This window comes from Mucilaginibacter sp. FW306-07-L, assembly GCF_058782065.1.
This window is the reverse complement of record NZ_JBYSXI010000002.1, coordinates 877,420-890,412: the sequence shown is the minus strand read 5'-3', so window position 1 is coordinate 890,412 and position 12,993 is coordinate 877,420. Positions and strand designations below refer to the sequence as shown.

General features: G+C 43.3%; 8 protein-coding genes. All 8 read left to right on the top strand.

All coding sequences use genetic code 11. The annotated features are described in order from the left end of the window. Positions 1–61: 61 nt before the first annotated feature. Positions 62–1,348: a serine hydroxymethyltransferase gene (glyA, locus tag AC3WJC_RS14120; protein ID WP_492399749.1), complete on the top strand. Its 1,287-nt coding sequence runs from the start codon at positions 62–64 to the stop codon at positions 1,346–1,348. A 7-nt stretch (positions 1,349–1,355) separates the two neighbouring features. Beyond that, positions 1,356–4,484, top strand: coding sequence for a PAS domain S-box protein (locus tag AC3WJC_RS14115; protein WP_492399748.1), 3,129 nt, complete (start codon positions 1,356–1,358; stop codon positions 4,482–4,484). Between the two features lie 106 nt (positions 4,485–4,590). Further along, complete coding sequence (gene pheT / locus AC3WJC_RS14110) at positions 4,591–6,990, top strand: phenylalanine--tRNA ligase subunit beta (protein ID WP_492399747.1); 2,400 nt, start codon at positions 4,591–4,593, stop codon at positions 6,988–6,990. Between the two features lie 117 nt (positions 6,991–7,107). After that, positions 7,108–7,398: a hypothetical protein gene (locus AC3WJC_RS14105; protein WP_492399746.1), complete on the top strand. Its 291-nt coding sequence runs from the start codon at positions 7,108–7,110 to the stop codon at positions 7,396–7,398. 22 nt (positions 7,399–7,420) lie between these two features. After that, positions 7,421–7,714, top strand: coding sequence for a cell division protein ZapA (locus AC3WJC_RS14100; RefSeq protein WP_492399745.1), 294 nt, complete (start codon positions 7,421–7,423; stop codon positions 7,712–7,714). Between the two features lie 219 nt (positions 7,715–7,933). Next, the gene (gene rny, locus AC3WJC_RS14095; RefSeq protein WP_492399744.1) at positions 7,934–9,496 is read left to right on the top strand and encodes a ribonuclease Y; all 1,563 of its coding nucleotides are present in this window, start codon (positions 7,934–7,936) and stop codon (positions 9,494–9,496) included. A 42-nt stretch (positions 9,497–9,538) separates the two neighbouring features. Continuing rightward, positions 9,539–10,072, top strand: a complete 534-nt coding sequence (locus tag AC3WJC_RS14090) for a DUF962 domain-containing protein (protein ID WP_492399743.1) — start codon at positions 9,539–9,541, stop codon at positions 10,070–10,072. A gap of 105 nt (positions 10,073–10,177) precedes the next feature. Beyond that, the gene (locus AC3WJC_RS14085; RefSeq protein ID WP_492399742.1) at positions 10,178–12,988 is read left to right on the top strand and encodes a TonB-dependent receptor; all 2,811 of its coding nucleotides are present in this window, start codon (positions 10,178–10,180) and stop codon (positions 12,986–12,988) included. Positions 12,989–12,993 lie beyond the last annotated feature (5 nt).

Sequence of the window (12,993 nt, the reverse complement as noted above, 5' to 3'; positions counted from 1 at the left end):
AAAACTGAAAGCTCATATCTAACATCTTATACCTAACTTAGGGGCGTTTTTTAGTTAACACATGAAAAGAGACAAAATAATTTTTAAACTGCTGGATGATGAGCAGCAACGCCAGGAAGAAGGCATTGAACTTATCGCATCTGAAAATTTTGTGAGCCGCCAGGTAATGGAAGCCGCAGGTTCGGTAGCTACTAATAAATATGCCGAGGGCTTACCCGGCAAACGTTATTATGGTGGCTGCCAGATAGTGGATGAAATTGAAACTATCGCTATTGAACGCGCGAAACAATTGTTCAATGCCGAGTGGGTAAATGTTCAGCCGCACTCAGGCGCGCAAGCCAATGCCGCTGTAATGCTGGCCTGCCTGCAACCGGGCGATAAGATATTGGGTTTTGACCTTTCACATGGTGGTCACTTAACGCATGGTTCGCCGGTTAACTTTTCGGGTAAACTATATGAGTCGCACTTTTACGGTGTTGATAAAGAAACAGGTTTGATTGATTACGCCCAGCTTGAAAAAGTAGCGTTAGAGCAAAAACCAAAAATGATCATCTGCGGAGCATCTGCTTACTCACGTGATTGGGATTATGAATTTATCCGCAAGGTAGCCGACCAAGTAGGCGCGCTGGTATTGGCTGATATATCGCACCCATCAGGCTTAATAGCCCGTGGTTTACTGACTGACCCGCTTCCGCATTGCCATATTGTTACTACCACAACCCACAAAACATTACGCGGCCCGCGTGGCGGCCTGATTATGCTGGGTAAGGATTTTGAGAACCCATGGGGCCACAAAACACCCAAAGGCGAAGTGCGCATGATGTCGTCATTGCTGGATATGGCTGTATTTCCGGGTACACAAGGTGGGCCGTTGGAGCACATTATCGCCGCAAAGGCGGTAGCGTTTGGCGAGGCTTTGAGCGATAGCTACATGAAATATATTGTACAGGTTAAAAAGAATGCCGAGGCTATGGCCGCGGCATTTGTGGCCAAAGGATATCAGATCATATCAGGCGGTACGGATAACCACCTGATGCTTATTGATCTGCGTAATAAAAACATCACCGGTAAAGCTGCTGAAAATGCTTTGGTTGCTGCAGATATCACCGTAAATAAAAACATGGTGCCGTTTGATGATAAATCACCGTTTGTAACTTCGGGTATACGTGTTGGTACCGCTGCCATCACCACACGCGGGTTAAAAGAAAAACAAATGGAAGAGATTGTAGAACTTATAGATGCTGTAATTGTTAATCCGGAAGACGAACATTCTTTAAAGAAAGTACGTAAAAAGGTACACAAACTGATGGCGGATTATCCTTTATACCGCGAAAAAGGAGCAGATTAAACTATAAGTGACAGACAATAAACCATTTGCAGATAATGAAGACAGGCGGCTGTCGGCTTTAGCATCATACCAGATACTGGATACTTTACCAGAGAAGGAGTTTGATGCCATAACACGCCTGGCCTCCTATATATGCAATGCGCCGATGGCGCTCATCACCCTGATTGATGAGGAGCGGCAATGGTTTAAGTCAAAAGTAGGGATGGATAGTACCGAAACATTGCGTTCGGATGCTTTTTGCAACTATACCATCATGAGCGACGAGATACTCGAGATCAACGACGCTACTACCGACGAACGTTTTAAAGACAATATATTTGTAACCGGTGCGCCCAACGTAAAGTTTTACGCTGGCGCACCGCTTATTGATCCTGACGGATACCGTTTAGGTTCGCTTTGTGTTATTGACAGCGTTGCCCATACGCTGAATGATCAACAAAAGGAAGCACTTACCACACTGGCCGGCGAAGTTATTTCTCACCTTATTCTTCGTAAACAAAAAAAGGAACTTGAAAAAAGCCTTGAGGCACACCAGGAATTTTATGTCCTGTTCAATACCTCATCAGAGATCCATTGCATAATGGATAAGGATTTTCGGCTGCAACTAATTAACAAGGCTATTGAACCCATATTGGGCTACAAACCCGACGAAGCTACCGGCCGCCCTATCTGGGATTTTTTTGTTGAAGAAAGTAAAGAGCAATCACTCCGCGAGATAAAAAAGGCGTTAGGCAGGCAACAGCGGGGTATAACGGTAGAAACGCAGGTAGCTACCAAAGCCGGTGCCATTAAATGGTTAAGCTGGTCGCTCACCTTTAATCACGATAAATGGTATGCCAGCGGGCGCGATGTTACGCATCAAAAGCAAGTTAACCGCGAGTTGCAGGAGCTATCGCTGGTAGCTAATAAGGTAAGCAACGGTGTGGTGATCAGCGATGCCGAGGATAACGTAATATGGACAAACAGTGCCTTTGAGAAAATAACAGGCTTTAACCTGGTCGATGTTGAAGGCAAACCCTTGCGAAACGTTATCCTGAAAGGAGGCGAGAACCATCCGTCAATAGCCCAGCTTAATGAGTTGATGGACAAAAAGCAATCTTATGAAATAGATTTGCTGATGACCACCAAGCAGGGCGAGGATATATGGATAAAGGTTGCAAACTCCATTGTATATGATGCTGACGGAAATATTGAGAAATACATCCGCGTAATTATAAACATCAACACCCGTAAACGTGCCGAGCACGATCTGGAAATACTATCATTCGCGGCACGCAAATCTCCGGGCGGCATCCTGATACGCGATGCCAACGGCCATGTTATGTGGATGAACGAAACCATGGAAAACCTTACGGGCTATACTTTTGCCGAAATGGACGGCAAGCAGTTTGGTACCATGTTGTTGGGCGAGGATAGCGATCTGTCTGTTTTTAAAGCGGCTAAAAAAGCTATTGACGAAAACAAACCGTACGAGGTTGAAATAAAGATATATCGTAAGGATGGTACGCCGGTATGGGTGTGGATATCAAACAGCCCGCTGTTTAACCAGGTGGGCGAGCTTGACAGGCATGTTGGCGTAATGGTTGATATTACTGAGCGTAAAAAAACCGAGCAGCAGCTAAAATTGCTTTCGTTAGTGGCCAGCAGCATTACCAGCGGCGTAATTATAAATGATAGCGAGGGCAATGTAGAATGGGTGAATACCGGCTTTGAAAAAATAACCGGTTATACTATTAATGATATCCACGGAAAACACCTGGGAGATATTGTTAAAGGCGAACTTACTGATATCGGCATAATTGAACGTAGCCGCGAGCTGTCAAAAAATAAGCAATCTTTTGAGGTTGACCTTTTAATTTACCGTAAGGACGGCCAGCCGCTGTGGATCTCGGTGATCAACTCCGTAATACTGGATGAGTATGGCCGGGTTGAAAAATATATTGAGGTAATTATTGATATTACGGTTAAGAAAAAAGTTGAGCTTGAATTGATTGCCGCCAAAGAGGAGGCGATACAGCTTAACCGGGCTAAGGATATGTTTATATCCGTACTAAGCCATGAAATGCGCACACCGCTTAACGCGGTTATCGGTATGTCGCATTTACTGATCGAGGATAACCCTTCTGAGTCGCAGAAGGAAAACCTTAACATCCTGAAGTTTTCGGCAGAGAACCTGCTGCGGCTTATTAATGATGTTTTGGACTTTACCAAAATTGAAACCGGCAATGTTGAGCTTGAAAAGTCAAGCGTTAACATGCGCGAACTGGTAAAAAGTGTTACCAGTTCGGTACAATATAAAGCCAATGAGAAAGAGATCTACGTACGCGCTAAAATTGACGATGATGTACCGGATTTCATCCTGGGCGACCGTACCCGCCTTATCCAGATCTTGCTTAACCTGGTGGGTAACTCGCTTAAATTTACTTCAGAGGGCGGCATCAGTATTGATTTAAAGGTAATTGAGCAAAATCAAAAAACCGTACGCATACGTTTTGCCGTAATTGACACCGGTATAGGCATTGCAAGCGATAAAATAAGCACTATTTTTGAATCGTTTAAGCAGGCTGAAGCTGACACTACCCGTAAATACGGGGGTACAGGTTTAGGTTTGCCGATCACCAAAAGACTGATTGAACTGCACGACTCACGTATAAACGTTGACAGTACGCCGGGGCAGGGCTCAACCTTTTGGTTTACCATAACATTTGATAAGGCCGAAAGCCAACATAACACGATGAACAGCGCTGTGGAAACTGCATTAAGTATAAACGTATTGGTTGTTGATGATAATCAGATCAACAGGTTACTGGTTAACAAGGTGCTTAAAAAGTGGGGTGCCGATGCTGACTTTGCAGAGAATGGCCAGGAAGCACTGGACAAAATCGAATCAAGCACCAAGTATGATGCTGTTTTAATGGATATCCACATGCCGGTAATGGGTGGTTTGGAAGCTACGCAGATCATCCGTGCAAAAAACGAGCATTATTTCCAGCAGTTGCCTATTATCGCCCTAACGGCATCTATGCTGAATACCGAAATTGAGCGCATAAACGAGGCCGGTATGAACGATTATATCCTGAAGCCGTTTGACCCGAAAACACTTTACAACAAATTAAGCCGCTACCAAAAACAATAGTTGCGAATTTAAGCTGAATACCCATCTTTTTTCAAGAGCAGGCTAAAGCTACGCCCTTGCACTACCGAAATCTTTATATCTTTGCCGATTATCATTTTCAGGCATAATGAAGATATCGTACAACTGGCTCAAAAATTTCATAGATACAGATAAAACTCCCGAGGAAATATCGAGGATATTAACAGGCACCGGCCTTGAGGTGGAGAGCCTTGAAAAGGTGCAGGCCGTACCCGGTGGGTTAGAAGGCCTGGTTATCGGTTATGTTAAAACCTGTGTTGACCATACCAATTCAGACCACCTGCATGTAACTACTGTTGATGTTGGTGGTGCCGAAGACCTGCACATTGTTTGCGGCGCGACCAATGTTGCCGCCGGCCAAAAAGTGGTAGTGGCTACCGTGGGTACCACCGTATACCCAACATCAGGTGAGCCGTTTGCCATAAAAAAATCAAAGATACGCGGCGAACTTTCTGAAGGCATGATCTGTGCCGAGGATGAAATAGGCTTGGGCCAATCTCACGAGGGTATCATGATCCTGGGAGATGATGCCGTGGTAGGCACACCGGCTAAAGAGCATTTTAAACTGAATGACGATTACTTGTACGAAATTGGCTTGACCCCCAACCGTGCCGATGCCGCTTCGCACCTGGGTACCGCGCGGGATATTGCCGCCTTTTTAAATATCGGCTTAAAAAAACCTGATGTATCGGCATTTAAGCAAGATGATAGCGCGCTTACCATCAACGTAAGTGTTGATAACAGCGAAGCCGCGCCACGTTACAGTGGTGTAAGCATTACCGGTGTTCAAGTTAAGGAATCGCCAAAATGGTTAAAGGAAAAACTGGCGGTAATCGGCATCCGTAGTATCAATAACATTGTTGACGTTACCAATTACGTACTGCACGATCTGGGCCAGCCTTTACACGCTTTTGATGCGGATAAAATAGCCGGTGGCAAAGTTATCGTGAAAACTACGGCCGACGGCACCCTGTTTAAAACGCTTGACGGTGTTGAACGCAAACTGACTGCTGATGACTTGATGATTTGCAGTGAAACCGAGCCGATGTGTATTGCCGGTGTTTTTGGTGGTATTGATTCTGGCGTGAGCGAGAGTACGACAAACATATTTCTAGAGAGTGCTTACTTTAACCCGGTATGGGTGCGCAAAACAGCAAAAAGGCACGGCTTAAAAACGGACTCATCCTTCCGTTTTGAGCGTGGTACCGATCCTGACAACACGGTGTTCGCCCTTAAACGCGCGGCATTGCTGATACAGGAAGTAGCCGGTGGTAAAGTATCATCAGACATCATTGATATTTATCCCGCGCCTGTTGAACCTTTCGCGATGGAGTTATCCTACAAAAATACTACGAGGCTTATTGGTAAGGATATTCCGCATAGCGAGATCAAAAGCATTATTGAAGCGCTGGATATCGAGGTGGTTGCTGAAACAGTAGAAGGCCTATCGTTAAAAGTGCCGCCTTACCGTGTGGATGTTACCCGCGAGGTTGATGTGATCGAAGAGGTGTTACGTATCTATGGCTATAATAATATCGAGATACCTACACAGATCAGGGCTTCGCTTAATGGCTCACAACGCCCCGAGCGAGATACGGTGCAAAACCTGCTATCAGACTTACTAACTGCTAACGGTTTTAACGAGATATTATCTAACTCGCTAACCAAGTCTGCTTATGCTGATGACCTGGAAACCGCGGTGAAGATATTGAACCCGTTAAGCAGCGATCTGGATATTATGCGCCAGTCGCTCCTTTATTCAGGGCTTGAAGCTATCGCCTACAATCAAAACCGTAAAAATGCGGACTTGAAGATATATGAGTTTGGTAAGGTATACAGCGTAGCGGAGGATAAATATAACGAGGTGCAACGCTTCTCAGTATTTATTACCGGTGCAAAAACTGTTGAACAGTGGAATGGTAAGGTAACAGCGGTTTCATTTTATAACCTGAAAGCTATTGTTGACGGTATTGTTGAAAAACTCAATGTTAAGGATTTAACGGTAGCTGATGCTGAAGGCAACGAGTTTGCTTACGGATTGCGATACAATCGTGGTAACAAAACACTGGTTAAATTTGGCGCGGTAGCAGCATCGGCACTTAAAAAGGTTGATGTTGATAAGGAAGTATTTTATGCCGACTTTAATTTTGATATGATATTAACGCTGGCTCGCAAAAATATCATTGTTTACCAGGAAGTATCAAAATTCCCCGCTGTAAGGCGCGACTTATCCATGCTGGTTGATAAGGCGGTTACCTTTGAGCAAATTAAGTACATAGCACAAAAAACCGAACGTAAACTGCTGAAAGAAATAAATGTGTTCGACGTTTATGAAGGAGATAAGTTGCCGGCCGGCAAAAAATCGTACGCGGTAAGCTTTATTTTGCAGGATGCTGAAAAAACGCTTACTGACAAGGCTATTGATGCCATAATGCAGAAACTAATATTTAACTTAGGCAAAGAAGCCGGAGCGGAGATCAGGAAGTAAGAGTTGCAGTTATTGAGTTAATGATTTATTGAATTATTGATTTGTCTTCAATGCGTCAATCAATATTCCTCATTAATTCAATCCCTCAATAATTCATTAAATCAATAATTAAAACGGATGCCACAATTAGGCGAACAGTTAAATTCAATAATTGATAAAACCGAAAGGTTGATGGAGCTTTGCGCTGCTTTACAGGAGGAAAATGACCTGATGCGGCTTGAAAATCAGTCGTTAAGTGTGGCGTTAACAACCAGTAAAAATAAATCTGCAGAGCTGGAAGAGAAGCTTCGTGTATTGAAAGTGGCCAGGTCGTTTTCAGAAACAAATGAGAAAAGCCTTGACATTAAACAAAAAATTAACGACTTTGTGCAGGAAATTGACAAGTGTATTGTATTGCTGAAAAAGTAATGCATAAATGTGAATAGCTCAAATGGGAGAGATCTCAATAAAAATAAATATTGCTGACAGAGTTTACCCTTTAAAGGTGAACATGGAGGAAGAGGAAATAATAAGGCGGGCAGCGAAATTGATTAACGACCGTATAAAAGAATATCAGGAAAATTATGCGGTAAGGGATAAGCAGGATCTGCTGTCAATGTGTGTGCTGCATTACGCAACATCATCATTAAAAGCAGAGAAAAAGGTTACGGCGGAAGATACCGAAGTGGCCGACAAAGTTTATCAGCTTGATCAGTTACTGGCTGACTTTTTCTCGAAGCAGTAATACATGTTCTTTACATAACATGAGCGAATTAAGAGTTAACCGTGGTTAAATCTTGAGTTTCACTATTAAAACTTAACGCTTCAATATCAGGGCGCCAATGGAAGCAAACGTTACTTCGTGTATTTAACGATAGCACCGGCCAAACAATCTGATGAGAGGTTTTTCAATACATGACACTTGAGATTTAGTTGCGGTTTTTTTATTTTATAAACTTAAAAGATGGATTTTTTATATGTTATTATCGGTCTGCTGATCGGTACCGGTATAGGCATTGTGGTTGGCCGTTTCCTTTTGCGTAAGCTTTTCAAAGAGCAGGAATTATCGGCGCAAAATAAAGTTAAAAAGATTTTAAAGGATGCCGAGAACAATGCGGAGATCCTGAAAAAGAATAAACTGCTTGAAGCCAAAGAGAAGTTTTTGGTAATGAAGGCAGATCATGAGCACGAGGTAAATCAAAAAAACAACAACCTCTCACAGCGCGAAAACGGTATCAAGCAAAAGGAGCAATCACTCAATTCTAAGCTGGAAAATGCCAGCCGTAAGGAGCAGGAACTTGACAATGTGCGCAAGAACCTTGAAAAGCAAACCGAGATCGCTGTTAAAAAGCAGGAAGAAGTTGACCTTTTGAAACAGGAGCACGTAAAACAACTCGAATCAATAGCCGGTTTATCTGCCGAGGAAGCTAAAAACCAGTTGGTTGATAACCTGCGCGAAGAAGCACGCAGCAAGGCTATGGCCCAAATTAAGGATATTGTTGACGAGGCCAAGCTTACCGCTACTAAAGAAGCTAAGAAGATTGTTATCCAAACCATACAGCGTACCGCTACGGAGGCTGCTATTGAGAATACCGTATCAATTTTCAATATCGAGAATGATGAGATCAAGGGCCGCATCATTGGTCGCGAGGGGCGTAATATACGTGCGCTTGAAGCCGCTACCGGTATCGAGATCATTGTTGATGATACGCCGGAAGCCATCATTCTTTCGGGATTCGACCCGGTAAGGCGCGAGATTGCCCGTTTGGCTATGCACCGTTTGGTTACCGACGGCCGTATACACCCTGCCCGTATTGAAGAGGTGGTTGCCAAAACCAAAAAGCAAATTGAGGAAGAGATTGTTGAGATAGGTGAGCGCACCGTAATTGATTTAGGTATCAATGGCCTGCACCCGGAACTGATCCGTATGGTCGGCCGGATGCGTTACCGTTCATCATACGGGCAAAACCTGCTACAGCACTCGCGCGAGGTAGCTAATTTTTGCGCCACTATGGCTGCTGAATTGGGCTTGAACGTTAAACTGGCTAAACGTGCCGGCTTACTGCACGATATTGGTAAAGTACCTGATGATAACCCGGAACTGCCGCACGCTATTTTAGGTATGCAGTTGGCCGAAAAGTATAAGGAACATCCTGAAGTGTGCAACGCTATTGGTGCCCACCACGATGAAGTGGAGATGACCTCGATGTTATCGCCTATCATCCAGGTGTGTGATGCCATATCAGGTGCCCGCCCTGGGGCGCGCCGTGAGGTAGTTGAAAGCTACATCAAACGTTTAAAGGAACTGGAAGACCTGGCACTCTCTTACCCTGGTGTTGAAAAAACATTCGCTATACAGGCCGGCCGTGAACTACGTGTGGTTGTGGAGAGCGAAAAAATAACCGACGCGCAATCAGAAGTGCTGGCGGCAGATATTTCAAACCGCATACAAACCGAAATGACCTATCCGGGCCAGATCAAGGTAACCGTTATCCGGGAAACCCGCTCGGTATCATACGCAAAATAATAACAAGCCCTTCGTTTAACGGAGGGCTTTCGCTTTACTACGGTGGCTAATAACAACAGATCAGTTTCAAATAAAAGTAATCCGAACCCCCTGCGCACAGTTGATGTGCTTTTTGCGGAATACAAAGCGGCGCATCAGCATCCGGTAAATAAACTGGTAAGCCGGGTGGCAACACCCTTGCTGTTTTTCGCGGTGTTCGCGCTGGTATGGTCAGTGCCTTTTCCGTATATCACTTTTTTAGGTAAGTATAATGGCTTTGTTAACTGGGCATCATTCCTGCTTGCCCTTAGCGTATTCTATTATTACCGCATATCGCCTGTGCTTTCCTATTTTATTCTGTTCACCTATTTCGCGTTCAGCTATTTTATCATCAGGCTGGAACATTTGGAAAAAGCGGGTGGCCCTGCGCTCTATGTAATTCCGCTGGTTATATTTATAATAACTATGGCGGCTTTATTTATTACCCAACGGCTCGAAAAAGTCAACCTCAGCTTATCAAAGCAAGTTAGAAATTTGGTTATCGCCCCGATATACCTATGGCACCTCATTCTAAAGGGTTTGCCGCTGAAATTCTAATCTGTTAATATTTAATTAACATTTATATCGAATTAAGGTAATGTCCCTGTAACATGCAGCTAACATTGGGTTAATAGTTTTGCGCTTGATTAAAATCAAGATCAAGTGAAAAAACTATTATCATTATTGGTTATCCTGCTTGCATTAAGCGTATCAGCAGGCAACTTATTTGCACAATCAACCGGTAAAATAGCTGGTAAGATCATCGATCAAAAAACTAACGAAACACTTATCGGCGCAACCGTAATGGTACAGGGTACCACTAAAGGCGCGGCAGCCAATGTGGAGGGCCGTTATGTTTTAGGTGGTTTAACACCGGGTAAATATACCGTTGAGGTTAAATATGTGGGCTACCAGCCTAAATTAGTGTCGGATGTTATGGTTAAGGCCGACGGGGTTACTAATCTGGATGTTACCCTTACCGAATCATCATCAAACGCCCTGGGCGAGGTAGTTATTAAGGCTACTTACAGGCAGGAGTCTATAGCATCGTTATATTCCCGTCAAAAAAACAGTGTACAGGTTACCGATGGTATATCAGCCGATATTATTCGCCGTTCACCGGATCGTAACACAGGCGATGTGCTTAAACGTGTAAGCGGTACAAGCGTTCAGGATGGTAAATTCGTAGTAATACGTGGTTTGGCCGAACGCTATAACGTAAACTTGCTAAATGGTTCATTGCTGCCAAGTTCGGAGCCGGATAGAAAGGCGTTTTCGTTTGATATTATACCGGCTTCGCTTATTGATAACATTGTAGTTTATAAAACAGCAACTCCGGACCTTCCCGGCGATTTTGCCGGTGGTGCCATCAATACCATAACCCGCGATATACCTGACACTAAATTTATGGAAGGTACCGTGAGCTTTGGTTACAACAGTAAATCAACCTTTAAGGATAATTTTATTGATCCGCAGCCAAACGGAAAATATGACTTTTTGGGTTTTGACGATGGCTCACGTAAGTTGCCAAGCGCTTACAGCAATGTAAAATCAAACTATACATCAGGTACAAGCAGCTTGCAAAAAATTGAGATCGCCAAGCAGTTTCCAAATACTTTTGGTTCAAGGCTGCAAAATACCCTGCCAAATTTAGGGTTGCAATTTGCTACAGGTAATTCAAAAACCCTTAAAAACGAAAACAGGTTGGGTTATAACTTCGCGTTTAACTACAATTCTGGTTTCCGTATAAGCGATGGTGACCGTACGCAGTACAACATTACAGTACGTGATCAGTTACCTCCATATAGCTTTGACCGTAATGTATTCACAAATTATAAAACGCTGGGTGGCTTGTTCACCGTGGGCTACACTTATGGCAAAAACAAGCTTGCTTTACGTACCCTGTTTAATAACGATTTCAAGATCGACTACGAAGAAACTACAAACGGTTTGATCCGTGGTGGCGACGATGCAACCCCTACATTCTATCGTGGTTTCTCAAGCGAAAGCACACAAAATGGTGTTTTCAATTCATTACTTGAAGGCCAGCATACCCTTAGCGATAACAAGTTAACCATTGATTGGGCTACATCATACGGCTTATCATACCGTAACCAGCCGGATCAGCGCATTGTAACCGTATTTACGCCCGAAAACGCGCCTGAGTATATTTCATTCTCAAGTGAAAATAGTCCGCTGCCGAATACATTAGGCCGTGTATACTCTAAGCTGAATGAAAATATTTATCAGGCTAAAGCAAATGCTACCTATATATTTAAATGGCTTGATGAACAACAAAAACTTAAAATTGGTGGCTTAGGCTACCGTCGCGATCGTGATTTTACTATTGACGCTCTTGGTTACGTTGACATAGTAGGCAATGGTAAAAGCATCCCGTTAACTAATGGTGTTACTGTTGGTAATATTTTTAGCCCGGAGAGCATACAGCAAAATAATATCGCGTTTTCAAGACTTGACCTTTCATCTACAGATTATAAAGGTACGGCCAATCAGGGCGCAGGTTATGCCATGTTGGATAATAAGCTGACAGAAAAACTGCGCTTAGTTTGGGGTGCCCGTGTAGAATATTATAATCAGCAACTGGATGCTAAAGGTAAAGCAGTACGCAAATATGTAAATACCGACCTGTTGCCATCAGCTAATTTAACCTACTCATTAAGTGACAAATCAAACCTGCGTGCCAGCTTTTCACAAACAGTGAACAGGCCCGAGTTTAGGGAGCTTGCTGAGTTCAGGTACTTTGATTATCAAACAAACTTTAACATCATAGGTAACCCTAACTTAAAAAGGGCTGTTATTACCAACGCCGATTTACGTTTTGAGTACTTCCCTACAGGTGGAGAGGTAATTTCGGTTTCCGCATTCTACAAAAAGTTTAAGGACCCGATTGAACAGATCAACCTTGATAATGATATCTTATCTTATGCAAATGCTGAAAGCGCTAAGGATTTTGGTGCTGAAGTTGAACTAAGGAAGAAGCTGACCTTCATTAGTGATGCTAACTTTTTCCGCGACATTACATTTTACCTGAATGCATCATATATTAATGCTAAAGTGAAATTTGCTGACAGGGAAGTATCTACTCCATTACAGGGTCAATCACCTTACCTGATTAACTCAGGCTTATACTACTCGCCCGAAAATAATAGCTTTTCATTCAACGTATTGTATAACCGTATAGGTGAGCGTTTACGTTTCCGTGGTGTAACCGGCAGTATCGATATTTATGAGAAACCACGTGATGTGATTGATTTCCAGATCAGCAAACGTATTCTTAATAAACGTGCCGAGTTGAAATTAACCCTGTCAGACTTATTGGCTCAAACCAATGCGCTGTACTATAACTATGGCGATCAAAGTAAAACGGCTTACAATGCAAGTGAAGACAGGATCATTCAAAACCGCTATTACGGCTTCAGTTCAACCCTGTCATTTAAATACAACTTTAAATAATCTTT

What these genes read in the sequence shown, in the direction of transcription:
- AC3WJC_RS14100 (WP_492399745.1), top strand. Translation starts at nt 7,421, where the DNA reads ATGGGAGAGATCTCAATAAAAATAAATATTGCTGACAGAGTTTACCCT.
- AC3WJC_RS14105 (WP_492399746.1), top strand. Translation starts at nt 7,108, where the DNA reads ATGCCACAATTAGGCGAACAGTTAAATTCAATAATTGATAAAACCGAA.
- pheT (WP_492399747.1), top strand. Translation starts at nt 4,591, where the DNA reads ATGAAGATATCGTACAACTGGCTCAAAAATTTCATAGATACAGATAAA.
- glyA (WP_492399749.1), top strand. Translation starts at nt 62, where the DNA reads ATGAAAAGAGACAAAATAATTTTTAAACTGCTGGATGATGAGCAGCAA.
- rny (WP_492399744.1), top strand. Translation starts at nt 7,934, where the DNA reads ATGGATTTTTTATATGTTATTATCGGTCTGCTGATCGGTACCGGTATA.